Source organism: Chryseobacterium sp. JJR-5R (assembly GCF_034047335.1).
In the GTDB taxonomy this organism is placed as follows: domain Bacteria; phylum Bacteroidota; class Bacteroidia; order Flavobacteriales; family Weeksellaceae; genus Chryseobacterium.
On sequence record NZ_CP139137.1, the window covers coordinates 3232609 to 3256795 of the forward strand.

General features: G+C 41.2%; 21 protein-coding genes. 10 read left to right on the forward strand and 11 right to left on the reverse strand.

Translation table 11 applies throughout. The features are described from left to right. Positions 1–188: 188 nt before the first annotated feature. The 5 genes from ppk1 (at position 189) to SD427_RS14230 (ending at position 7437) form a co-directional block, all read left to right on the forward strand. Positions 189–2261 (forward strand): polyphosphate kinase 1, encoded by a 2073-nt coding sequence (gene ppk1 / locus SD427_RS14210; protein ID WP_320558460.1) that lies wholly within the window; start codon positions 189–191, stop codon positions 2259–2261. Beyond that, complete coding sequence (locus SD427_RS14215) at positions 2258–3142, forward strand: exopolyphosphatase (RefSeq protein WP_320558461.1); 885 nt, start codon at positions 2258–2260, stop codon at positions 3140–3142. Before ppk1 ends, SD427_RS14215 begins: the two co-directional genes overlap by 4 nt. A 298-nt stretch (positions 3143–3440) precedes the next feature. Beyond that, complete coding sequence (locus SD427_RS14220) at positions 3441–4094, forward strand: NAD-dependent epimerase/dehydratase family protein (RefSeq protein WP_320558462.1); 654 nt, start codon at positions 3441–3443, stop codon at positions 4092–4094. Then, a complete protein-coding gene (locus tag SD427_RS14225; protein WP_320558463.1) occupies positions 4091–4243 on the forward strand; it encodes a hypothetical protein in 153 nt (50 codons plus the stop codon). Before SD427_RS14220 ends, SD427_RS14225 begins: the two co-directional genes overlap by 4 nt. 152 nt (positions 4244–4395) lie before the next feature. Then, a complete protein-coding gene (locus tag SD427_RS14230; protein ID WP_320558464.1) occupies positions 4396–7437 on the forward strand; it encodes a choice-of-anchor I family protein in 3042 nt (1013 codons plus the stop codon). Between the two features lie 241 nt (positions 7438–7678). Here SD427_RS14230 and SD427_RS14235 read toward each other — a convergent pair whose 3' ends face one another. The 3 genes from SD427_RS14235 to SD427_RS14245 form a co-directional block, all read right to left on the reverse strand. Next, positions 7679–8293, reverse strand: coding sequence for a response regulator transcription factor (locus SD427_RS14235; RefSeq protein ID WP_320558465.1), 615 nt, complete (start codon positions 8291–8293; stop codon positions 7679–7681). Between the two features lie 724 nt (positions 8294–9017). After that, entirely contained in the window at positions 9018–9266 is a 249-nt protein-coding gene (locus SD427_RS14240) for a NifU family protein (RefSeq protein WP_320558466.1), read from the reverse strand. Positions 9267–9313: 47 nt separating this feature from the next. Then, positions 9314–10420, reverse strand: a complete 1107-nt coding sequence (locus SD427_RS14245; protein ID WP_320558467.1) for an Mrp/NBP35 family ATP-binding protein — start codon at positions 10418–10420, stop codon at positions 9314–9316. 347 nt (positions 10421–10767) lie between these two features. On the opposite strand from SD427_RS14245, the gene SD427_RS14250 reads away from it, so the two are divergent. After that, entirely contained in the window at positions 10768–13572 is a 2805-nt protein-coding gene (locus SD427_RS14250) for a GH92 family glycosyl hydrolase (RefSeq protein ID WP_320558468.1), read from the forward strand. Positions 13573–13724: 152 nt separating this feature from the next. On the opposite strand, the gene SD427_RS14255 is transcribed toward SD427_RS14250, so the two are convergent. From SD427_RS14255 to SD427_RS14265, 3 genes are read right to left on the reverse strand one after another with little or no spacing between them, the layout of a single operon-like run. Next, on the reverse strand, positions 13725–14468 hold the full coding sequence (locus tag SD427_RS14255) for a phytanoyl-CoA dioxygenase family protein (RefSeq protein WP_320558469.1): 744 nt from the start codon (positions 14466–14468) through the stop codon (positions 13725–13727). Positions 14469–14470: 2 nt separating this feature from the next. Next, positions 14471–14905 (reverse strand): SecDF P1 head subdomain-containing protein, encoded by a 435-nt coding sequence (locus SD427_RS14260; RefSeq protein ID WP_320558470.1) that lies wholly within the window; start codon positions 14903–14905, stop codon positions 14471–14473. A gap of 9 nt (positions 14906–14914) precedes the next feature. Next, positions 14915–16165, reverse strand: a complete 1251-nt coding sequence (locus SD427_RS14265) for a dicarboxylate/amino acid:cation symporter (protein WP_320558471.1) — start codon at positions 16163–16165, stop codon at positions 14915–14917. Between the two features lie 224 nt (positions 16166–16389). On the opposite strand from SD427_RS14265, the gene SD427_RS14270 reads away from it, so the two are divergent. Together SD427_RS14270 and SD427_RS14275 are read left to right on the forward strand one after the other, a co-directional pair. Continuing rightward, positions 16390–16890, forward strand: a complete 501-nt coding sequence (locus tag SD427_RS14270) for a BON domain-containing protein (protein ID WP_320558472.1) — start codon at positions 16390–16392, stop codon at positions 16888–16890. Positions 16891–16896: 6 nt separating this feature from the next. Beyond that, positions 16897–17316, forward strand: a complete 420-nt coding sequence (locus SD427_RS14275) for an SH3 domain-containing protein (protein ID WP_320558473.1) — start codon at positions 16897–16899, stop codon at positions 17314–17316. Between the two features lie 187 nt (positions 17317–17503). Here SD427_RS14275 and SD427_RS14280 read toward each other — a convergent pair whose 3' ends face one another. Further along, positions 17504–17899 carry a VOC family protein gene (locus SD427_RS14280; RefSeq protein WP_320558474.1) on the reverse strand — a complete coding sequence of 132 codons (396 nt, stop codon included), beginning with the start codon at positions 17897–17899 and terminating at the stop codon, positions 17504–17506. 244 nt (positions 17900–18143) lie between these two features. Between SD427_RS14280 and SD427_RS14285 the strand changes: the two genes are divergently transcribed. Next, positions 18144–20003, forward strand: a complete 1860-nt coding sequence (locus SD427_RS14285) for a CocE/NonD family hydrolase (RefSeq protein ID WP_320558475.1) — start codon at positions 18144–18146, stop codon at positions 20001–20003. A gap of 145 nt (positions 20004–20148) precedes the next feature. Here the strand turns inward: SD427_RS14285 and SD427_RS14290 are convergent, their stop codons facing one another. The 4 genes from SD427_RS14290 to speB form a co-directional block, all read right to left on the reverse strand. Further along, positions 20149–20772, reverse strand: coding sequence for an alpha-ketoglutarate-dependent dioxygenase AlkB family protein (locus SD427_RS14290; protein WP_320558476.1), 624 nt, complete (start codon positions 20770–20772; stop codon positions 20149–20151). A gap of 26 nt (positions 20773–20798) precedes the next feature. Beyond that, positions 20799–21371: a hypothetical protein gene (locus tag SD427_RS14295; RefSeq protein ID WP_320558477.1), complete on the reverse strand. Its 573-nt coding sequence runs from the start codon at positions 21369–21371 to the stop codon at positions 20799–20801. Positions 21372–21387: 16 nt separating this feature from the next. Then, positions 21388–22248 carry a methylated-DNA--[protein]-cysteine S-methyltransferase gene (locus SD427_RS14300; RefSeq protein WP_320558478.1) on the reverse strand — a complete coding sequence of 287 codons (861 nt, stop codon included), beginning with the start codon at positions 22246–22248 and terminating at the stop codon, positions 21388–21390. Between the two features lie 68 nt (positions 22249–22316). Then, positions 22317–23174, reverse strand: coding sequence for an agmatinase (gene speB, locus SD427_RS14305; protein ID WP_320558479.1), 858 nt, complete (start codon positions 23172–23174; stop codon positions 22317–22319). A 249-nt stretch (positions 23175–23423) separates the two neighbouring features. Between speB and SD427_RS14310 the strand changes: the two genes are divergently transcribed. Beyond that, the gene (locus tag SD427_RS14310; protein ID WP_320558480.1) at positions 23424–24083 is read left to right on the forward strand and encodes an HAD family phosphatase; all 660 of its coding nucleotides are present in this window, start codon (positions 23424–23426) and stop codon (positions 24081–24083) included. Positions 24084–24187 lie beyond the last annotated feature (104 nt).

The window sequence follows — 24187 nt, forward strand, 5'->3', positions numbered from 1 at the left end:
AATTTATGACAAAATGACACAATGTCTGGCACCAGGCTTGTATTTCAGATAAAAACAGTCTTATCAGATACCATTAAGACAGTTCTGCATATCCAGGAAGGAATTGAAGAATTAATCAAAGTTTAACCTGGAACATAGGGGCGGAAATGCACCGAATCATTATTTTTGAGAAAATTATAAACTTAAAAATGTCATTACACTTTAATCCGAGAGATATTACATGGCTGGCCTTTAATGAAAGGGTTTTACAGGAAGCAATGGACGAAAAAGTACCTTTGCACCTGAGAATCCGCTTTCTGGGAATTTTCTCCAATAATTTAGATGAATTTTTCAGGGTACGGGTTGCCGGACTGAAAAGGGCGATGGATTTTAAGGAGAAAGTAATTGCAGAATCCTTTTATCAGCCGCCGTCCAAAATCCTTCAGAAAATCAATGATATTGTAATGACCCATCAGGAGAATTTTGACCGTACCTGGCAAAAGATCCAGGATGAAATGGCTGAACAGAAAGTTTTTATCAAAACATCAAAAAACCTGAGCGCAAAACAGAAGGATTTCGTAAGAAGGTATTTTGATGAAGTGGTGGAATCCAATGTGATCCCTATCCTTCTCCATGAAAACACACCAATGCCGTACATGCGGGACAAAAGCCTGTACCTGGGCGTGTCCATGAGAAAAAAAGAATGGCTGTATTCAAGCAATTATGCCATTATTGAAATTCCATCACGGTTTGTGGGACGGTTTGTCCTGATCCCGGCAGAAGACCCGGAAGAAAAAAATGTTATGCTGCTTGAAGACGTGATCACCTTTAATCTGCCGCATATTTTTTCTTACTTCGGATATGACGAATTTTCTGCCAATGCCTTCAAAGTAACCAAAGACGCCGAGCTGGATCTGGACAATGACATCAAGACCAACTTTGCGGAAAAAATAGAGAAGGGATTAAAAAACCGTAGGAAAGGAAAGCCTACCCGTTTTGTTTTTGATAAAGATATGGATAAAGCGCTGCTTGAAATGCTGATCCGGAAATTAAACCTCACCAAGAAAGACAGCATTATCCCGGGAGGGAAGATTCATAATTTTAAGCATTTCATGGATTTTCCTGATGTATTTGAAAAATACGAAAGGCCTGCCGAAAGAAAGTCTTTTACGCATCAGGCTTTTGAGCACGGCGAGCGGGTAACGGATGTTATCCTGAAACAGGATGTCCTGCTGAGCTTTCCGTATCATAAATACAACCCGGTTATTGACCTGCTCCGTGAAGCAGCGATGGATCCGGATGTAAAATCCATTCAGATTACAGCGTACCGTCTGGCAAACAGCTCAAAGATCATCAATGCATTGATTTATGCAGCCAGGAATGGAAAAGAGGTGACTGTGATGCTTGAGCTTCAGGCCAGATTTGATGAAGAATCCAATCTGAATTGGAAAGAAATGCTGGAGCCGGAAGGAATTACTGTATTGATAGGCATTCCCAATAAGAAAGTGCATGCCAAATTGTGCATCATTAAAAAACGGGCCCACAACAAAACATTCCAGTACGGATTTATCAGTACAGGAAACTTCAACGAAAAAACGGCACGGATTTACGGTGACCATCTGATCATGACCGCAGACCGAGGGGTAATGGCAGACATCAATAAAGTATTTAACGTCCTTAAAAAACCGAAAGAAGATTTTCTGTCCGTTTTAAAGACCTGTAAAAACCTGCTGGTGTGCCCGCAGTTCATGCGTGAGAAAATTGTTTACCACATCGATAAGGAAATTGAAGAGGCAAAAGCAGGAAGGCGAGCCGAAATGATCATCAAAGCCAATTCCATGAGTGACCGGGCACTGATAGAGAAACTGTACGAAGCCGCCACAGCGGGTGTTACGATAAGGATGATTGTAAGAGGTATTTACTGCGCCATCAACCAGAAGGAGTTCAAGGAAAAGATAAAAGCCATCAGTATTGTTGATGAATACCTGGAACATGCCCGGGTAATGTATTTTTACCACAAGGGAGCGGAAGATCTTTATATTTCATCCGCAGACTGGATGACGAGGAACCTGGATTACAGGATTGAAGCTGCCGTAAAAATTACGGACAAGGGTTTGAAGAAGGAATTGAAGGATATTCTGGACATACAGTTAAAAGATAACGTAAAAGCCCGTATTTTAGACAAAAAATTGAGCAACGAGTACATCAGCAATGATAAAGAGGAATGCCGTTCTCAGATTGAAACATACCGATATTTAAAAGCCAAAACGAACAAAAAATGAAGATTGCAGCGATAGACATAGGAAGTAATGCCGCCAGACTTTTAATCAACGAAGTAAAAATCAATAATAATAAGCCGGAATTTATCAAACTTAATCTCCTGAGGATCCCTTTACGTTTGGGGATGGACGTTTTTACCCTGGGCAAAATCGGGGAAGAACGGGAAAAAATGGTGATCGATTCCATGAGGATTTTCAGCGACCTGATGAAAATGTACCGCGTAGAACATTACAGGGCGTGTGCCACCAGCGCGATGCGCGATGCGGAAAACGGACGGGACATCATCAACGAGGTAAAGAAAACATCAGGCATCGATATTGAAATTATTTCCGGTGACGAAGAAGCTGCGCTGGTATTTGAAAATCATATTGCAGAAGGCCTGGACAAAGAGTTTGCCTATTTATATATTGACGTGGGAGGCGGTTCTACCGAGCTTACTTTCTATGAGAACAATACGATGATCTACGAAAAGTCGTTCAACATCGGGACCATCCGCCTGCTGAACAATCTGGTAACGCCGGACAACTGGAAGGACATGAAAGAGGAAATCCGGAAAAACATCAACAGCAAGAAACCGATTGTTGCCATCGGCTCGGGAGGGAACATCAATAAGGTTTTTTCCATGAGCAAGACCAAAGACGGCAAACCGATGTCCATTACCCATCTTAAAAAAGTACACCGCGAACTGGACGAGCTCACGGTTGAGGAACGGATGACCAACTACAACCTTCGTGAAGACCGGGCGGATGTTCTGGTGCATGCCCTTAAGATTTTCAACAATATTATGTCCTGGTCAGAGATCAACAGGATTTTTGTCCCGAAAATATCGGTGGCAGATGGGCTGATCCACAATATCTACAATCAGCTTCAGGATAAGAAATAACAAAATATACTGGAAACCGGTCATTGTGATCGGTTTCGTTTTTTTATATCGAAGTCGACTATTCTTTAGCCTGGATTGCAGCGGAAATCCTTTTTGAAAAAAAGATTGCAGCGGAAAGCCGGAAACAGCTCCAAAAAAATATAAATTAATAATGCCATGAAGTTTATCAGCAGGTAGAAAGATGATTCATCATAACCCTGAATACCGAAAGACCTAGTTCACATAAAAATAAGCATAATTTTTGCTTCTGTGTAAAGTAAAAACAGCTCTTGAACGTCAATAGGCATATAATTAAAAAATGAACTCAATTAAAATAATCCTTACAGGAGCAACAGGCATGGTAGGAGAAGGCGTTCTGATGGAATGCCTCGAGAATCCTGATATCTTCCAGGTGATGAGCGTCAGCAGGAAACCTTCCGGGAAAAAACATGCCAAGCTGAAGGAATATATTGTTTCTGATTTCCTGAATATTGACCTGAATGACGAAAATTTCAAAGGCTACGATGCCGTTTTCTTCTGTGCCGGAACCAGCAGTATAGGAATGAGTGAAGAAGACTATACCAAAATTACCTATGATACGACCATGCATTTTGCCAGAGCCGTGCTCAGCCAAAACCCGGATATGGTTTTCAACTACGTTTCCGGGGCATATACCGATAAAACCGAAAGCGGAAAACAGATGTGGGCAAGGGTAAAAGGCAGAACGGAAAATGAATTAAAAAAACTGGGGTTCAGGGCAACATACAGTTTCCGCCCGGGCTTTATGAAACCTGTGGAGGGCCAGGAAAACGTAAAATGGTTTTTCAGACCTTTTATCTGGCTCGTTCCCATAATATTACCGTCAAAATCATTAACTTTACAACAAGTGGGTAAAGCAATGATTAATGCCGTACAGAAAGGATACCCCGTATCAACACTTGAAATCAACGACATTAAAAACCTGGCAATATGAAAGAAATGTTAAAAAGAATTTTTATGGTTGCTTTTATCCTGTTAGTCCTTACGGCAGTTTCAGGATTCTTTTACCTGCAGAAGCATCCGCTGGACGGCAAGAAAGCAACGGGCAAAAACCTGAATTTTTCAGGGCGGGTATCAAAATAACCGGTACTTATCCGCTTGCATACCGTAATTTTCGGCTGCAGGTTTTGTCTTACCGTTATTAATAATACCTATTTATTAATCATTTATTAAGATTACCTTAAAATATTTACAGAGCAGAAGGCTCATTTTTGCATAAACTTAATGTAAGTAAAATGATTAATAACTACTTGTTAAAAGGGTCTGTTGCTGCAGCCTTCCTGCTTCAGGGCGCTTTATCCGCACAGACGTCCCTTGTCCATTACTGGAACTTTAATAACAATGCTTCGGCAGCGGCCATCATTACGCCCACATCAACCTTAACAGGCGGATCGCTGACAGCGGTAACCAGCGGAACCACTGATATCGATTTCACAGGCGGAACAGGGCAAAATTTTAACATCGAAAACCTGAATGCAAGAAACGGTGATGCTTCCGGAACCCATTTAAGATATAATTTCCCGGTTAACGGGAATCTGCAGTTCAACCTGCCGACTACCGGCTATAATAATATCGTGGTGAAATTTACCACCAGAAGATCAGGCTCGGGAGCGGGAACGCAAACATGGTCCTATTCTACGGACGGAACTACTTTCCAGACCTATCAGACGGTAACCCCGCAGGATGCCAATCCGCAGCTGGTTACCTTTGATTTTTCTGCCGTACCCGGTGTTGCCAATAATCCGAATTTTAAGCTGAAAGTACAGTTCGCGGCAGGTTCAGGAGGAAGCGTGGGAAATAACCGTTTCGATAATTTTACTGTTGACGCCACACCTGCGGGCGGTGCAGATACTACTCCACCTACCGTAACATATCTGCCTGTAGACAACACCAGTAATGCTTCCACTTCAATAAACCCTACCCTTTCATTTAATGAAAATGTAAGGCTGGCAGACAATTCTCCGATCAACGATTCCAATGCACAAATGCTTGTTGATTTCCGTCTCGGAAACGCAGCCGGAACACAAATTCCCTTCACGACAACTTTCAGCAGCAATAAAATCACGGTCATCCCTGCTTCAGCACTGGTTCCCGGCCAGACCTATTATCTGGCCTTAAGACCGAATATGGTGGAAGATGCAAGTGATAATGCGGTAACAGCCTCCACCTCTACCGTCTTTACGACTGCCGGGACTTCGGTTTCCTTGGAAAAAAATTTCATCAAAGTAAATGAAAACGCAGGAACGCTGTCATTTAAGATCAATGTCAGCAATCCTTCTGCTTCATCCGTGAATCTAGTTGTAAAACAGGCACCGTTCAGTACTGCGGACAGCAACGATTTCACATTGGCCAGCCAGACCATAAATATTACGCCGTCAGCAACAAGCTATACCGTAAACATCCCGATCACTGATGATACGGTGCAAGAACAGCAGGCAGAATATTTTGTCGTGAGCCTTGAGAATCCTTCCGGGACTGTTATTTCAGGGGACAGCAATGCCACTGTTTATATTGTTGACAACGATACTCCGGCTCCGGTACCTTCCAATCAGATCCAGTTAAACTACATCGGGAGCTTTGATCCTTCGGGAAATAACAACAGCTCTACGGAAATTGTGGTTCATGATCCTTCCACGCAGCGGTTATTTACCATCAGTTCGCTTACGGATGTGTTTGACATCATCAACTTCAGCAATCCGAATGCCCCGACTGTCATCAATACCATCAATATGGCGCCTTACGGAGGAATTACAAGCATCGCCGTAAAAAACGGGATCATTGCAGCAGCTTCCCCCAATACCAATCCTCAACAGAACGGATCGGTAGTTTTCTTCGATATCAACGGAAACTTTTTAAAACAGGTGACGGTAGGCGCATTACCGGATATGATCACGTTCTCTCCGGACGGAACGAAAGTAATGACGGCCAACGAAGGCGAGCCTAATGATGCATATACCGTAGATCCTGAGGGAACGGTGAGCATTATCGATATTTCCGGAGGCATCAATACCCTTACCCAAAGCAATGTAACCACCCTTAATTTTAATGCGTTCGATTCCCAGGTTGCCGCGCTGGCTGCAACGGGCTTAAGAAAAGTAAGAACCAACAATACTCTTTCCCAGGACCTGGAGCCGGAATACATCACCATCAGTCCGGACAGCCAGAAAGCATGGGTAACGCTTCAGGAAAACAATGCGGTGGCAGAGATAAACCTTGTAAGCAAATCCGTTACAAGCATCTGGGGATTAGGTAAAAAAGACATGAGCATTCCCGGGAACGGTTTTGATGCTTCAGACAACAACGGGGAAATTTTAATCGCCAACTGGCCGGTAAAGGCTTATTTTCTGCCGGACGGCACCCAGAACTTCAAAGTGGGAGGAACCAATTATCTGGTAACCGCGAATGAAGGGGATGAAAAAGACCTGTCAGGATTCAGTGAACGCACAACTGTCGGAGCCGCAACATATACTTTGGACCCGACCCTGTTTCTGAACGCATCCATCCTTAAGGCTTCTTATAATTTAGGAAGGCTCAGGGTTTCCAACGCTACGGGAAATACGGACGGAGATGCAGATTTTGAAGAAATTGCAGCCTTGGGCGCACGTTCGTTCTCTATTTTTAATGCTGACACAAAACAGATCGTCTATGACAGCGGTGACCGTTTTGAAAGGTATATCGCCGCCAATTACCCGTTGATTTTTAATGCAGACAACGAATCAAATACCGTAAAAAACAGGAGCCGCGCAAAAGGGCCTGAACCTGAAGGCGTTACTCTGGGCACAGTTAACGGCCAGACCTATGCTTTTATAACCGTGGAAAGAACCGGAGGAGTAATGGTATACAATATCACAGATCCGAATAATCCGACTTTTACCGACTATAAAAATTCCCGTACGACTTCAGCTTACGGTGGCGACAACGGACCGGAAGGGATTATCTATATTGATGCATCGAATACCACCACAGGAAAAGGTTACGTGGTGATTGCCAATGAGATCAGCGGTACTTTATCAATGTATGAAGTAGCGCAGTCCCCGACTTTAGCTACAGGTGAAGTAAAGACTGAAAAAGCGACGTTCAATGTATTCCCTAATCCTGTAATGAAAGGAAGTACGCTTTATTTCAACAGGGCCCAGGATTACGAACTGTATGATATGTCCGGAAAACTGCTTGGAAAAGAGAAAACAGCTTTAACAATAAATACTTCAAAACTTTCTACCGGTATCTATCTTGTGAAGACTTCCGAAGGACACGTGAAGAGGGTTATTGTAAAATAGAATATACTCTATTCAGTTAATTAACAACACAACCCCGGAAAAATTCCGGGGTTGTGTTGTTAATATAGCAATTTCTGCCTGAGAATCACTTATCGTAAAAGAATTTTAAATTACAGATTCTGATAACAGCACTGTAGATTTTACCGTTCAGCTGCTCTGCAAAACTGTTTGAAAAAAATAGGGTTCAACCAATTATCAAACTTATACTAAATAAAAACCGGTAAATTTTGCCGGTTTTTATTTAATGCATATCATCATAAATCCTTACAAGATCCACTACATTTTTCACCTGCAGTTTCTCAAAGATTTTCTTTTTATAGGTACTTATAGTAGACATCTTCAGATTCAGGCTGTTTGAGATTTCAATATTTCCGTTTCCTTCTGCCAAAAGCTTAAAAATCTGGAATTCCCTTTTGGAGAGCCGTTCCACGGAATGACTTTCGGAAGACTGTGAAACCAGTTTTTTCATCATATCTACCGTATAATAGTAGCCTTCTTCAAATATTCCCATTACCGCCGTCAGAATTTCAGATTCCGAAGCACCTTTATTCAGGTAGCCTGCCGCACCTTCCTCTATGTATTGTATTCCGACATTTTCGTCGTAAGTGGCAAAAATTAAAATTTTAAGATGCTTCTGTTTTTTCTTAAGTTCTTTTACCATTGCCTTAAAAATACTATCCGGGATATCAATATCAATGATTAGAAGATCATATATTTTTTCAGAAACTTTTTTCTTTGCTTCAATATAGGTCTCGGCAAAATCTATGCTGCACGGATATTGAAGTTTTGATTCCAGCACCATAGACGTACCTGTGCGTACAACATAATGACCATCTGCAATGAGTATGTTTTTCATAGTATTTAGTTTACATAAAATCTTTCACAAATAAATTAAGATCGGTTTTTTCTCATTTTATTTACACGTTCAATACAAGTTACAGACCAAATTCTGAGCTGTTATATCATAATTCCTTTTATAACAGGGAAGTCCCGGGATTATATGGTATGACATTACAGCTACGGATATCCTAATAAATTATTTCTGTTGCTGCCTGAAATTAGCTTATATGACAGCCTTACACGGACCCTATAAATAATCTTCACAAAAATAACACATATAAAGATTACCGGCATGTAGAATTATGACTATAAAAAAATCATAACTCCCTGATATTGAATACACACTAAATTAATGACAATTGTTGAAATACAATTTATCGTATGATTTCATCTTATTGTGACATTTTAATATTGCAATTAAGATTCAATATCATGAAATTCTCTGAAGGGACCTAATATGATCATTTATTTTAATGCAATTTTAAGGTAATGGTTTGGCAGGCTGCAATTCAGCCGTGAAACCGGTCTGATTTATTTCACAAAACAATCCTTACAGATGGTAGTGATGGTGCAGGTTTCATGTATATATAGAAATATTGAATTTAAAAACCGGCGGAAATAATCCTGAATCAGTTTTCAGAAATTTTCACAGAGTCCAGGACTGAAATTTAAACAGGCACTCATAAAAAAAGACAGGCTTTTAAAATAAAACCTGTCTCAAAAAATATATTTTTTAATCTCTATTCTACGCTTATTACTTTTTCAATTTCCGGCGCATGCTGTTTAATGGTATTCTCTACTCCTAATTTTAAAGTGGAGAAATTCAGGGAGCATCCGGAACAGTTTCCCAAAAGCTTTACATAGACCAGGTTGTCTTTTACATCGATAAGCTCAATATCGCCCCCGTCTTTATTTAAAAACGGACGGATGCTTTCCAGGGCTTCCATTACTCTTGTCACGGTATCTTCGTGAATTATATTTGTTTCCATATTATTCTGTTCTGTTCAATTCGGTTTTTTTCAAATGCTGAAAATAATTACTTTGCTTTCGGCGAGCATCCTGCCATCGTGGTGATTTTTACCGCTTCGGTGGGAGGAAGGCTTTTATTCCGCTCCACTAAGCTTTCTATCATCTTCCGGGCAGTTTCCGTATAGATCTCTGCAATCTCGGATCCTTCCTGTAAAGCAGCCGGCCTTCCGACATCGCCTGCTTCCCTAATGCTCTGGATGAGGGGGATTTCTCCCAATACCGGAATTCCTAAATCTTCTGCCAGATATTGCGCTCCCTGCTTGCCAAAGATATAATATTTATTGCCGGGCAGTTCTTCAGGAGTAAAATAGGCCATATTTTCAATAAGCCCGAGAACCGGAATGCTGATGCTTTCCATCTGGAACATGGCAATCCCTTTTCGCACGTCTGCCAGTGCCACATGCTGAGGCGTACTTACAATTACCGCACCCGTTACCGGAACTTCCTGGATGATGGACAGATGGATATCCCCTGTTCCCGGCGGCAGGTCGATTAGTAAAAAGTCCAGTTCTCCCCAGGCTGCATCCCGGATCATCTGGTTCAATGCTTTGGATGCCATCGGGCCTCTCCAGACTACCGCCTGGTTGGCTCCTGAAAAATATCCTATAGACAGCATTTTCACTCCGTAATTTTCAACAGGCTTCATCAGGCTTTTCCCGTTCACTTCTACAGAAATCGGTTTCTCGCCTTCCGTATCAAACATGGTGGGCACCGAAGGCCCATAAATATCGGCATCCAGCAAACCTACTTTAAAACCCATTTTTGCTAATGTCACTGCTAAATTAGCCGCAACCGTAGACTTACCAACACCTCCTTTCCCGGAAGCAACGGCAATAATATTCTGAATCCCTGCGATCTGTTTCCCCTTAATCTGGCTCTGCTGAATTTCAGCAGGCTCAGGAGAAACTATTTTCAGCTTTAAATGGACTTCTTCCCCGAATTCACTGGCAAAAGCCTGTTTCATGGCAGCTTCCAGCTTCTTCTTCTCGTGCATGGCCGGTGAATGGGCCGTCATATCAATATACACATCATTGCCCATGATCTGAAGGTTGTTCACCAAATCATCAACTTCTATTTCTTTAAGGAAACTATGAACCTTTTCTTTCGTCAACATAAACTAAATAAATTGTTTACAAATTTACGAAAAATTAAGCTATTCAGAATAAGTAAAAGCACTGATAGATACTTTCTTTCACATAAAAATATTCTGAAGTAAAAAGGGAAATTATTGGAGCAATGACTCTTTGCTGTAACAAAATGAATTCAGCCGGCACCTTTGAAAATACACGGTTAACCTATTTTAATGTGCCCTACATGAGGATTTTTCCAATTGATTTCCATTATGCTTTCAGGTACTTTATACCGCTTCAGTCAGTGAAAAATGATTTGTCACTGTAATTACCGGAATTTTGTTAGATTTGTCAGCATCTATATCAAGTAAAAATCACATTAAATAAACTAATGAACGCTAAAAAATTCATCCTGCTTTTATTTTTAACTTCTTTTTTTGCACAGGCCCAGAATTATTCGCAATACGTCAATCCGTTTATCGGGACAGGCGGCCACGGCCATACTTTTCCGGGAGCTATTGTTCCGTTCGGGATGGTACAGCTTTCCCCCGATACCCGTATTGACGGGAGCTGGGACGGCTGCAGCGGCTATCACTATTCAGATTCCGTGATCTACGGTTTTTCACATACCCACCTCAACGGTACAGGCGTTTCAGATTACGGCGATATCATGCTGATGCCCACCATGGGAAATCCAAGCCTGGATAGTAAGGAATATTCTTCAAAATTTTCCCATAAAAATGAAAAAGCATCAGCAGGATTCTATGCGGTGAAACTGGATAAAAACAACATTGATGTGCGGCTGACCACCACCAAAAGAGTCGGCTATCATGAATATACTTTTAATAATGCCGGAAATGCCAATATCATTTTAGACCTCAATCACAGGGATAAACTTCTGGAAGGTGAAGTAAAAATTATTGATGACAAAACCATTGAAGTTTTCAGAAGAAGCGAAGCCTGGGCAACCAACCAGTATATTTATGCCAGGATTGAGTTTTCAAAACCGATGAAAATATCCAGGAAAGTGGCAAAGGGAAAACAGGAAAACAACCTTTTCACAGGCACAAAATTAGCACTGGCATTTTCTGCAAAGATAAAAAAGGGGGAGAAAATCAGTGTCAAAGTTTCAATTTCACCAACCGGTTATGAAGGAGCAGGAAAAAATATGCTTGCTGAAGGCAAATCCAATGATTTTGAATCCATCCGGAAGCAAGCGGCTACAGAATGGGACAATGAACTGTCAAAAATTGAAGTCAGATCTTCTGATAAAGATAAGCTAACTGTTTTCTACACCGCAATGTACCATGTGTTTACACAGCCCAACATCAATATGGATACCGACGGGAAATACAGGGGCCGCGACAATAAATTTTACATGGCAAAAGGCTTTGATTATTATTCGGTTTTTTCGCTTTGGGATACCTTCCGTGGAGCGCACCCTCTGATGACCCTTATTGACAGGAAAAGGACTGCTGATTTCATCAATACCTTCATTAAACAATATGAACAGGGCGGAAAGCTTCCGGTCTGGGAACTGGCTTCCAATGAAACGGAATGCATGATCGGCTATCACTCGGTATCTGTTATAGCAGATGCCATGGCAAAAGGAATTTCAGGATTTGATTACGAAAAAGCGTTTGAAGCATCCAAGCATTCCGCCATGCTGGATATTTTCGGGCTGAATGCTTACAAACAGAATAATTTCATCAGTATTGATGATGAGCACGAAAGTGTTTCTAAAACAGTGGAATATGCATATGATGACTGGTGCATTGCCCAGATGGCAAAAATTTTAGGCAAGAAGGAGGATTACCGGTATTTCATGAAACGCTCCCAGAACTGGAAAAACCTGTACAACCCGAAGAACGGATTCATGCAGCCGAGGAAAAACGGAAACTGGTATGAGCCTTTCGAACCGAGAGAGGTAAACAATAATTATACGGAAGGGAATTCATGGCATTATTCGTATTCTGTACAGCAGGACATCCCGGGCCTGATTGCTGCCCATGGCGGAAAAGAGAAGTTTGAACAGTTTATTGATGCTATTTTTTCTGCTCCTGACACTACAACGGGAAGGGAACAGGTAGACATCACCGGGCTTATGGGGCAATATGCCCAGGGAAATGAGCCGAGCCACCATATCGCCTATCTGTACAACTACGTAGATAAGCCGGAAAAAACAGATGCTAAAATCAAATACATCCTTGACAATTACTATAAAAATGCACCGGACGGACTGATTGGGAACGAAGACTGCGGGCAGATGAGCGCCTGGTATATTTTAAGTTCAATGGGCATCTATTCCGTAACGCCGGGATTGCCGGAATGGCAGACTACAACGCCTTATTTTGATGAGGTTAAAATCCATCTGGAAGACGGGACCACAAGAACCATCACAAAAAATACCGGTCGTGAAGAACTTAAAAAGCTTGGATTTGAAAATGCAAAACCGTTTAAGGATTTTAAATATGATGAATTGACGGCCTCTCCGGTAATTGCCGCAGCCCGGATTTTTGACCTGAATACAAAAGTTGAGATCACAGCCCTGAACCCTGATGATAAAATCTATTACATGACACTGGATGAAGGCGATGCCAATGTAAGAAAGATGTTTGTGCCTTACAAAGGTCCTTTTACCGTCACAAAAACAACGCAGGTTTCTGCCTATGCAGAAAGAAAAGGAGAAAAAAGCTCAGTGGTAACCGCAAATTTTAACAGAAGGCCCAACAATTGGGATATTACAGTCGGTTCAACACCTACCCCACAATATACAGCGAGCGGCAAACTGTCTCTGATTGACGGGATCAACGGGGATGCCAACTGGAGGAAAGGGGAATGGCTGGGCTATCAGGGGCAGACCTTTGAAGCGGTAATCGATATGAAGTCGCCGCAGGACATCACCCGTATTTCATCAACCTATCTCCAGGACAGCAGGGCATGGATCCTGATGCCGAGAAGAGTGGAATATTATGCTTCCAATAACGGAAAAGACTTCATCCTGCTGAAAACAGTCGACAATACGCTTGACCCTAAAAATGAAACCATCCAGGTGAAGGAATTCCAGGCAGAAGTATTGCCTACCCAGGCCCGTTACATTAAAGTAAAAGCCTACCACTTTGGAAAACTTCCGGAATGGCACCAGGGAGCCGGCGGTGAGGCATATATTTTTATAGATGAGATTTCTGTGAAATAAAAATCAATATTCAGGAAATAACAAAACCTCTTTCAATGTGGAAGAGGTTTTGTTATTATGAGTATTTTTAAACATGACTAATTAAGTAATTCTTCACTAGGAACTAGTTAACTTCTAGGCTTAATACTAATAAATACTAAAATTTATTAGTATCAATTCATTCTCTCTGACCAATTCAGTCCTTCAGGCAGTTCCCTGTCAGAGAATTCAATATGGATCACCCTTCTTCGGTTTCCGTTGGTGGTTCTGTTGGACCCATGAAGCAGCAAAGGTTTCATGATCATGATCCCGCCCTTTTGTACGCTGCACATTTCTTCTGTTTCAATGGTCCAGTCGATGGTTTCCGGCCTGTAGATCCCTTTAGCGTGGGATCCCGGCACTACTTTCAAAGCACCGTTATGTTTATCCGTGTCATCCAGATGGATCCGTATCGTATAGATATTCTCGAGAATATCCAATGGCGGCCGAACGGCAAACTGGTTCTGTTTGGTTGTCCAGGGCCCGAAACCTGGCAGTTCAAGCTTCTTATCAACAGAAACAGTCAGGTCCTGATGATAGGCAACATACCAGTTGGAGGTTTCAGGTTTATCAAAATAAATACTTTTTACGGCAGCATATTGTCCCCCGAAAATCTCTTTAATAATAGCTTTTATATGATCATTAAAGATCAAATCCTTAATATCCGGGATTTCCTTTAAAAACTGCCGTATGGCAAACAGGTCTTCCGATTTTCTGAAGGTTTCTTTTGAGGTATCTATATCCTGAATAATTTTACGGATACTTTCAATTTCTTCATCAGAAAAAACAGAATTTATCACCGTGAAGCCGTTTTCCGCAATTGTCTTTTTATAATGTTGTAAATTCAGTAGATCTCCGTTTGATGCTGCCTTATTCATCTTTATCTTTTTATAGCATTGATAATTTCATCAATTTCCTCTTCCGTAAAATTACCGCTGATTTCTACCTTTCCGTCAGGAATCGGATTCATAACGAGAGGTGCTGAAATTAATTTTCTGTTCAGTACAATAGCAATAGGCCTGGCAATATTTTTTTTGGTTAACTTTTTAAATTTCCCGGCACCGGCTTCTGTCAGGACAATATCAATAACATACAGATCAATCTCATTTTTCCTTTTTTTTATGGTTGAAATTTCTCTTGTTGAAATTCCGATATCGGTTGATAAGTTCAAATCTTTTAATGCACTTTTCTGTACATCATAATCAACGACTTCATAAAATCCGTCTTCTCTGTCAGCAAATACAGGTTTTTCTTTAACCTGCGAAAACAGATTCACCGATGTGATAAGAAGTACCATTCGAAGTAATGCTTTCATACAGGATATCTAAAGATTTCCGCCATGGTTGTCCAGCTGCCCTTCCCATTTTGAAACGGCAGACGTGGCGAGGGCATTCCCAAGTACATTGGTCATGCTTCTTCCCATATCACAGAAATGGTCAATCGGTAAAATTAAGGCAATCCCTTCAGGCGGAATCCCGAACATGGAACAGGTGGCTACAATAATCACCAAAGAAGCCCTTGGCACTCCGGCAATCCCTTTTGACGTCAGCATCAATACCAGAAGCATGGTAATCTGCTGTCCTACGGTCATTTCAATGCCGTAAATCTGGGCAATAAATATGGAGGCAAAAGTCATGTACATCATGCTTCCGTCCAGATTGAAAGAATACCCTAAAGGCAAAATGAAAGACACCACCCTGTTATTGCACCCGAACCGCTCCAGTTCTTCAACAAGTTTCGGGAATACCGCTTCGGAACTTGTGGTTGAAAATGCGATCAGTAATGGTTCTTTGATTCTCCTCAACAATTCAAAAAGACGGTTTCCGAGAATAAGATACCCGACCACCAGAAGCACCAGCCACAGCATTGCCAATGCGAAGAAAAAATCCCTGAGGTAAATGGCGTAGACCTTGAAGATCTCAAAACCATTGGTTGCAACAACAGCTGCAATCGCTCCCAAAACACCCAGCGGTGCAAACCACATGATGTATCCTACCATTTTAAGGATTCCGTGTGCAATAATATCAAATAACTTAACCACAGGCTGCGCATATTCGTCTCCCAGATTGGCCAGGGCAATCCCGAACATTATAGAAAACACCACAATCTGAAGCACTTCATTGGTGGCAAAAGCTTCAAAAACACTTTTAGGAATGATATGTTTTACAAAATCTTCCATGGAAAATCCTTTGCTGCTTTTCAGCAGTTCTTCCGCAGTAGCTGCATCCTGGATCGGGAGTTTGGTGACATGCCCCGGTTCAAGCCAGTTTACCAGGATCAGACCGATAAAAAGAGAGACCAGGGAAGCTGAAATAAACCACAGCATAGCTTTTGTCCCTACCCTTCCGATCATTTTGATATCACTCATTTTGGCAATCCCCACCACTAAAGTAGTAAAAACAAGCGGAGCAATGATCATCTGTACCAGACGGATGAAAACCGTTCCTAGCAGTTTTATGTTGTCAGAAAAGGGTGCCGCACTTTCCGGATACTTCACATGTACCAGTCCGCCGATTCCCACTCCCAGGATCAATGCGATGATAATGGCTATAAATAGTTTATTCTGTCCTTTCATATCGTTAATTCAAGTTTCGCAAATATAATATTTTTACAATTGGCGGAGGATTTAGTTTAAAGCTGATGGATGCCATTTTTATCAAAAAGCTAATTTAAAATTAAAGTTCTGATTTTTAAAGTATTGTAATCACTTTTCTAAAGATAAATTCAGTTTTTATTTATTTGGTACGTATTTTATTGTTACATTTACCTGTATTAACAACATTGACAAAATATACGATTATGAAAAAAACGATCGCAATGGCTGCACTGGCTGTAGCCGTATCCTTCGGTTCTGTTTCTTGTAAAAAGAAAGTTTCAGATGCTGACCTTCAGACACAGGCTACCACGGTAGTTACTTCCAATCCGGGTGCTTCCGTAGAAGTGAAAGAAGGTGTAGCCCACCTGAGCGGAACTTTTGAAACCCAGGAAGCAAAAGATGCCATGATCAAACAGCTGAAAGCCATCAACGGTATCAAAGACGTTCACGATATGTCTACCGTAGCTCCTGCAGCAGCTTCAATGCCTGCACCGGTCGAAACACAGTCTGCGGTAGATCCTGCCGTACAGCAAAAAGTGAAGGACGCGGTAAAAGATATCCCGGGAGTAAAAGTGGAAACGGTAAACGGTGAGCTGACGCTTACAGGAAACATATCTTCTTCTGATGCCAGAAAAGTAAAAGAATCGGTAGATGCTTTGAAAGTAGGAAAAGTAAATTATAATTATACCGTAAACACCAAATAATCTAACATGAGTACATTACAGGATAAATATTCAGGTGTGGTTTCTGCCGCACAGTCTGCAGGAATCTCCGGTCTTCAGGTTCAGGAACAGGACGGAATTCTTTATGTTTCAGGAAGCGCTTCCAATACGGCTGCCAAAGATGCAGTCTGGAATGCCCTTGGAGCTATTGATTCTTCATACTCTGCTTCCGACATCAATATTGATGTGCAGGTTTCAGGCCTTACTGCTGGTGCAGCCCTTACCGTAGCCACTGATGAATCCAATCTGAACATCAGACAGGAACCTTCCACAGATGCCGCTGTTGTAGGCAAAGTTGAAAAAGGATCTTCCGTGACGCTGGTAGAACAGACTTCAGACGACTGGTGGAAAGTAAAAACCGACAAAGGCCAGGAAGGATATGCCTACTCAAGGTATCTGAAGGCATAACCAGATTAATATTACATTATTTATATACAGCATCCTGTTTTGGGATGCTTTTTTTGCTCCAGTAGTGGGGGAAAATTAGTAAAATACTCATCAATTAAAGATGTATCCCTCCGGTTTTGAAATAGAATACATTCAATATAAAATACCCCAGAATTAACTGAGGCAGATTGATGTTTTAATGAGAAGTTTAACTGAATTTCTTAATAGCTTCTTCACTTACCGGCGTGAAAAAATTAATTAAATTTCCATCAGGATCGCAAAAGAGAAGCGACCGGTTGCCCCAGGGCATCGTAACAGGTGTCTGGACAATATCATTCGTAATTGTTTTGATCCTCTCGTATTCCTGATCGACATCATCCACAAGAAATTCTATGATGGCACTTTTATAACCGGGCATCTCGGTAAGATTTTCGCTGAACATTTTCATGGTACGGGTGCTTCCTATGGCCAATATAACAGAACCTGCCGGGATCTCAGCAAAATCTTCTGTATACCATTGGGCTTTTATTCCAATGGCCTTCTCGTAAAACTGGACGGACTGCCGGATGTTCCGGGTGATAATTCTTAATGAGGTTAGTTTCATACTGTCTTAATTTAAATAGATCTACAAAAATAAGATGCTGCTGCGACAACAGCATGTCAGTAGCATCAGTGTAGTCACGACTCATTTTTCTGGTGCAGGAAGAGACGGAAGAAAGATTATTTTATATTTTAACACCTATCAGGATATCTGCTTTAAAAATATAATCTGATTTTTTACTTTGTTTTTTCAACAGTACGGGCTCAGCCGCTTAACTTTTGTTAAATTAGCGGTAAATTTTAAATTAATGAAGATTCATTTTTCAATTTTACTGATTCTATGTTTCATTTTTGGGAATTCGCAGGATAAGCAGCAGCCCGATACCTTCGTAAAAGACAATTTTATCAAGAAAGAATTTTATATCCCGATGCGTGACGGCGTAAAACTGTTTACTTCCGTTTATATTCCGAAAGATATTTCCAAAAAGCAGAAATACCCGTTCCTGATGCAGAGAACCTGCTACAGCATTGCGCCGTATGGTGAAAATGAATACAGGACGAAGCTGGGCCCGAACCCGTACCTGATGCAGGATAAATATATTTTCGTATTCCAGGATGTCCGCGGAAGATACATGAGCGAGGGTACTTTTACCAACATGACGCCACAGGTCAACCGTAAAACCAAAAAAGATGTGGATGAAAGTACGGATACCTATGACACGATTGAATATCTTCTGAAAAATATCAAAGACAATAACGGAAAAGTCGGGCAGTACGGTACTTCTTATCCCGGATTTTACACGGCTGTAGGAGTCCTGTCACAGCATCCCGCTTTGGTAGCCTCTTCCCCGCAAGCCCCGATTTCAGATTTCTGGAATGATGACTTCCTTCATAACGGAAAGTTTATGTTAGGCTATTTCAGGACATTTCCGGTTTTCGGGGTTCAGAAGACAAAGCCGGAGAATAAAGCCTGGTACTCAGATTCTATGATCAAAACGACTTCCGAAGACGGCCTGAAATTTTACAGGGACATGGGCACACTGAAAGACGGCTATGAGAAATATTACAAGGATAATTTTTTCATGACCGAGATGATGAACCACACCAATTACGATGAATTCTGGCAGCAGAGAAGCCTTCTTCCCCACCTGAAGAACGTGAACCACGCGGTAATGACAGTTGGAGGATGGTTTGATGCGGAAGATTTATCAGGGCCGTTAAATATTTATAAAGCCATTGAAAAAACAAGCCCCAAAGCTAAAAACACTATTGTTATGGGGCCTTTCTCCCACGGGGCGTGGGCCTATGAGCAGGGAAAACATTTCCATAACCAGATTTATTTCGGGGACAGCATCGCAACTTATTACCAGAAAAATATTGAAACGAAATTTTTTAATCATTATCTGAAAGGAAATACCAGACAGGATGCAGGCTTACCGGAAGCTTTGATGTATGATACCGGTGCCAAACAATGGCGGGAATTTGCCACATACCCTCCGAAGGAAGCTAAAAAAATGAACTTTTATCTATCTGGAAAAACATTGAAAAATTCTGCCGGGCAGGGCTTTTCTGAATATTACAGCGACCCGGACAATCCCGTGTTAAGTTCTGATAACCTGAAAGATTTCAACGGGTTCACGCCCCGAAATTATATGTCCGAAGACCAGAGGTTTGCGGAAGGCCGGCCAGACGTCTTAACGTTTACCACCGATGTCCTGACAGAAGATATGACTTTCGCGGGAGAAATCATGGCTAAGTTAAATATCGCTTCCACTTCCACCGATGCCGATTTTGCCGTAAAATTAATCGATGTTTATCCTGAGGATTTTAAACCTGTTGAGAAAAAAGAAGGCGTTGTGTACGGAAATTACCACCAGATGGTCAGAAGCGAAATCATGCCTGCAAGGTTCAGGAATTCCAGGGAAAAAGCTGAAGCATTGGTCCCGAACCAAAAAACAGCGGTGAACTTCAGGCTACAGGATGTTATGCATACATTTAAAAAAGGACATAAAATCCAGATCCAGATTTCTTCAACCTGGTTTCCGCTTTTCACGATCAATCCGCAGAAATTCATGGACAATCCCAATTTTGCCGCCAAGGAAGATTATACAAAAGCATTCATCAGGATTTTTGAAGACAGTACGATTGAAGCTGAGGTTTTGAAATAAAATAAAAAAGCTGTTCAGATTAACTGAACAGCTTTTTTATTTGCAAGACTTGAGATGTGCGGTCTCTTATTCCGTATGAACCTCAGCAAAATTTTCTAATTTCTAGTAATAAATTCCTACAGAATGACAGGCAGAGCGGTAATCGTTATCCTGAACACGATTCCTCAATTGTTCTGAACGTCAGGTTGATCCTCGGCGTTTTTATCTTTGCCGTGGGTGGAAGCCGGTGCAGCCAATGGTCCTGGGTAATTCCCTTCATCACCAGCAGGCTTCCGTTTTCCAGGAATATTTCTGCTTTTTCCCGGGTTGCTTTATGTTTGAACAAAAATTTCCTTTCCGCCCCGAAGCTCAGGGAAGCAATAGCACCATGTTTTTTCAGGTCCTTTTCAGCATCGCTGTGATAGGCCATTCCCTCGCTGCCGTCATGGTACAAATTCAAAAGGCAGGAATTGTAGGTTTCACCGGTAAGCACTTCGCACTTCTGCTTGAGTTCCAGTAATTCAGAGGTCCAGATTTTGGCCTGTTTCGTCCTTTTGGAATAGGTATATTCAAAGGGTTTTTCCCCGAACCATGCGACTTTTCTTTTGGTTAAAATCAGTTTCCCGAAAATCAGAGCTTCATCATGTTCCCACGGAATCTGATTTAATAGATAATCATAGTACATGCCCAGCTTTTCTTTGGTGAAAACTTTTCCGTAATACAAAGCGGTTCCGTCTTTGGGCAGAATATTTAGAGGGTAATCTGATATATCTTCGAATAAATTTAACATTGCATTATATATTTGAGTCCTAAAAATCAGATTCTGTCTGTATCTTCCCGGAAAGAATCAACGAATTTCATTTCTTTTATTATTTCAAGAAATTTTTTATTTATCATATTATTTAACGGATGTACTTTAATCTCACCGCGATAATGAAGATAAAAAATAATATTTTGTTTTTTATCCATAAAATAATAATCCAAGAATCCTCCGTCACATTTTGTTATCGTATAAAAATGAGGTAAGAATTCTTTCAGATCTTTTAAATCCATTAAAACACCACCATTAAACTTGTTATTTATCTTATGAGATTTAAAATATTCAATGGTTTTTAGTAAGGGTTTTTTATTTCTGTTTGAAATAAATTTCGAAATCCAAGGTTTATTATCGGCACCAAGGAATATCAGATTTTCTAATCTGAGTTTTTCCAAAAGTTTAATCAACTCTGAAATTAGTCTTTTAGAAGATTGTTTTTCAGGCTTTATCCAATAAAAATAGTCATATTCAGGATAATAATATACTTCTGTATCTGTTTCCTTATCATAGGCAATTAATGGAAACTTTCGGTATTCGATAATACAAATATCCCTTTGTATCTTTGTAAGCATATTATTTATTGACCAGTTAAAATAAAAGAGAATTTTCAGAATAAACTTGTGAACTTTCCCATCCGATCATCATCTGTTTCCTTTCGTTTCCCCACCTATATCCCCCAAGATTTCCCGAAGACTGTATTACCCGGTGGCACGGAATCAAAAAGGCTATAGGATTGCTGCCGATGGCTGTTCCGACAGCTCTGGAGGCTTTGGAGTGCCCTATTTTCCCGGCTAAATTACCATAGGTTGACAATTTTCCCATCGGAATGGCCAGCAGGCTTTCCCAGACCTTCAATTGAAAAGCCGTGCCTTTTAAATGGAGCCTGACCGTATTCAGTTCCGTCCAGTCTTTATTAAAAATGGACAGTGCATTTTGCTGAAGATCATCCTGTCCCTCAAAAAAAGAAGCATTGGGAAATCTAAGTTTTAAATTTCCCAATGCCGTTTCCTTATCATCTTCAAAAGCCATGTAACAGATCCCTTTTTCAGTGGAAGCCGTGATTACGTTTCCAAAAGGGCTTTCTGAAAAGCTGTATTGAATACGGAGGTTCTTGCCTCCGTTTTTATATTCTGCCGGAGACATGCCTTCGATTTTGACAAACAGATCATACAGTCTGCTGGTACTCGACAGGCCTGTTTCATAAGCGGCATCAAACAAGCTTGCTTTTTCTTCTTTTAACAAACCCTTCGCATGTTCAATGCTGATGAACTGCAGGAATTTCTTAGGGCTGGTTCCTGCCCAGTCAGAAAACATCTTCTGGAAATGGGCCGGGCTCAGATTAATCTGTTCCGCCACTTCATCCAGGCCCGGCTGCATTTTAAAATTGCTTTGGATATAGGCTATTGCCCTGGAAATTCTGTGATAATCTATCTGGCTCTGTGTAGACATGGGATACGTTTTTGTTTCACAAATTTCCAAAGAATATACGGCAGAAAAAATCCGGATCCTGCGGAATTTTAATTATTGTTATAGATATGATAATAGGCAAGCATTTTATAATACAGCTTTGCCGCCAGGAATGCACTTGGTTTTGCCATTGGCGAATCCATCAGTTCAACAATGTCAAATGCGACTACATTACATTTTTCAAATACTTTCCTTAACAGTTCCAAGGTCGGGTACCATTGTAAACCGCCCGGCTCAGGAGTTCCGGTTGACGGCGCAATGGAAGGGTCAAAAGCATCCAGGTCAATGGTAATATACACGTTTCCTGAAACTTTTTCCAGCACATCATTTACCCAGTTTTCATTATTGGCGATCTCATGGGCGAAAAATACCCTTCCTTCCGGCAGATATTCAGCTTCTTCAACATCCATGGAACGGATTCCCACCTGCACCAGGTTATGTTTCTGATTGGCTTCAAAAACCGCACACGCATGGTTGGAGGTCGACCCGTGGAATTCAGGGCGCAAATCAGTATGGGCATCCAACTGAAGAACCGTCAGGTTATCATATTTCTCCCCTACCGCACGGATGGAACCGATAGATACGGAGTGCTCACCTCCGAAAAGGGTAAACAGTTTGCCGTCATTATCTAAAAGCTCTTTTGTTTTCCGATACACCGCTTCAGTCATGGCTTCAGGCGTCTCATTTTCAGAAATTTCGCCCGCCAGATATACGCCTTCAAGATAAGGCTCAGTCTGGGTCTCGATATCATAAAGCTCCATGTTTTCAGAGGCATCCAGGAAAAGCTGCGGACCTTTGTCTGCTCCTTTTCCCCAGGTTGAGGTTCCGTCATAAGGAACGGTTACCAGCATTACCTTTGCGTTTTCCAATGATGCATTTTCTTCAGGAATTCCTGCGTATGTTTTCATGTTGTATTTAAAATTAAATGATTTCGGCAAAGATACGAAGAAGTTGGGAAAAAGAGGACGGGCAGAAAAACAGAAGCGGTAAGTTCTTTACAACGAGGCATCATTATTTGAACTTCCATAATCCGGCTCTTACGCTGCCCAAAAGGTTATCGTTCTTACCATTGGAAAAAGTCAGGCGGGATCATTTTAACCTCCGGCCTGTTTCTGTGCTTCCATCCAAAATTATTACCTTTGTAAAAAAATCAAAATATGTCATTAAAAGCTGTGCTGTTCGATATGGATGGCGTTATTGTAGATACAGAACCTTTGCACAGAAAAGCTTATTTTAAAACATTTGAGAAACTGGAAATTGCCGTTTCCGAAGGGATGTACACTTCTTTCACCGGTGCTTCCACAAAAAGGGTCTGTGAAACCCTGATTGCTGAATTCAATCTCCACCAGACCTATGAAGATATTGCCGAAATCAAAAGGAATTATTTCAAGGATTATTTTTATAACGATGATGAATTCGATCTGATCCCGGGCGTTAAGGAACTTATTGAACATTACTACGAAAACGGAATTACGCTGATCCTGGCTTCTTCAGCCACCATGACCACCATCAATATGGTTTTTGAAAAATTCGGACTGGAAAAATATTTCAGCGGAAAAATAAGCGGTGCCGATTTAAAGGAATCCAAACCCCATCCTGAGGTTTTCCTGCTGGCGGCTGAAATGGCCGGACAGCCTGTTGAAAACTGTATGGTAATTGAAGATTCTACCAACGGAATCCTGGCAGCGCACCGGGCAAAGATCTTCTGCGCGGCATACCGGAGCCCGCATTCCAAAAACCAGGATTACACGCTGGCGGATACAGTGGTTTCGGATTACCCCGAACTTGAACTCGATAAAATTTCAAAATATTTTTAAAGGCAAAGCTCTCAGAATCTGAAAGCTTTTGCTTTGTATGTTTTGGTTAAAAACCGATTAATCTGATTTTTGTTATTGATGAGATTGCTTCGTCCCTCTCGCTC

Coding starts and splice junctions, on each gene's coding strand:
- SD427_RS14290 (WP_320558476.1), bottom strand. CDS start 20,772: ATGTTAAATTTATTCGAAGATATATCAGATTACCCTCTAAATATTCTG.
- SD427_RS14245 (WP_320558467.1), bottom strand. CDS start 10,420: ATGTTGACGAAAGAAAAGGTTCATAGTTTCCTTAAAGAAATAGAAGTT.
- SD427_RS14285 (WP_320558475.1), top strand. CDS start 18,144: ATGAAGATTCATTTTTCAATTTTACTGATTCTATGTTTCATTTTTGGG.
- SD427_RS14300 (WP_320558478.1), bottom strand. CDS start 22,248: ATGTCTACACAGAGCCAGATAGATTATCACAGAATTTCCAGGGCAATA.
- SD427_RS14220 (WP_320558462.1), top strand. CDS start 3,441: ATGAACTCAATTAAAATAATCCTTACAGGAGCAACAGGCATGGTAGGA.
- SD427_RS14270 (WP_320558472.1), top strand. CDS start 16,390: ATGAAAAAAACGATCGCAATGGCTGCACTGGCTGTAGCCGTATCCTTC.
- SD427_RS14230 (WP_320558464.1), top strand. CDS start 4,396: ATGATTAATAACTACTTGTTAAAAGGGTCTGTTGCTGCAGCCTTCCTG.
- SD427_RS14295 (WP_320558477.1), bottom strand. CDS start 21,371: ATGCTTACAAAGATACAAAGGGATATTTGTATTATCGAATACCGAAAG.
- SD427_RS14255 (WP_320558469.1), bottom strand. CDS start 14,468: ATGAATAAGGCAGCATCAAACGGAGATCTACTGAATTTACAACATTAT.
- SD427_RS14235 (WP_320558465.1), bottom strand. CDS start 8,293: ATGAAAAACATACTCATTGCAGATGGTCATTATGTTGTACGCACAGGT.
- SD427_RS14280 (WP_320558474.1), bottom strand. CDS start 17,899: ATGAAACTAACCTCATTAAGAATTATCACCCGGAACATCCGGCAGTCC.
- SD427_RS14310 (WP_320558480.1), top strand. CDS start 23,424: ATGTCATTAAAAGCTGTGCTGTTCGATATGGATGGCGTTATTGTAGAT.
- ppk1 (WP_320558460.1), top strand. CDS start 189: ATGTCATTACACTTTAATCCGAGAGATATTACATGGCTGGCCTTTAAT.
- SD427_RS14240 (WP_320558466.1), bottom strand. CDS start 9,266: ATGGAAACAAATATAATTCACGAAGATACCGTGACAAGAGTAATGGAA.
- SD427_RS14225 (WP_320558463.1), top strand. CDS start 4,091: ATGAAAGAAATGTTAAAAAGAATTTTTATGGTTGCTTTTATCCTGTTA.
- speB (WP_320558479.1), bottom strand. CDS start 23,174: ATGAAAACATACGCAGGAATTCCTGAAGAAAATGCATCATTGGAAAAC.
- SD427_RS14250 (WP_320558468.1), top strand. CDS start 10,768: ATGAACGCTAAAAAATTCATCCTGCTTTTATTTTTAACTTCTTTTTTT.
- SD427_RS14260 (WP_320558470.1), bottom strand. CDS start 14,905: ATGAAAGCATTACTTCGAATGGTACTTCTTATCACATCGGTGAATCTG.
- SD427_RS14275 (WP_320558473.1), top strand. CDS start 16,897: ATGAGTACATTACAGGATAAATATTCAGGTGTGGTTTCTGCCGCACAG.
- SD427_RS14215 (WP_320558461.1), top strand. CDS start 2,258: ATGAAGATTGCAGCGATAGACATAGGAAGTAATGCCGCCAGACTTTTA.
- SD427_RS14265 (WP_320558471.1), bottom strand. CDS start 16,165: ATGAAAGGACAGAATAAACTATTTATAGCCATTATCATCGCATTGATC.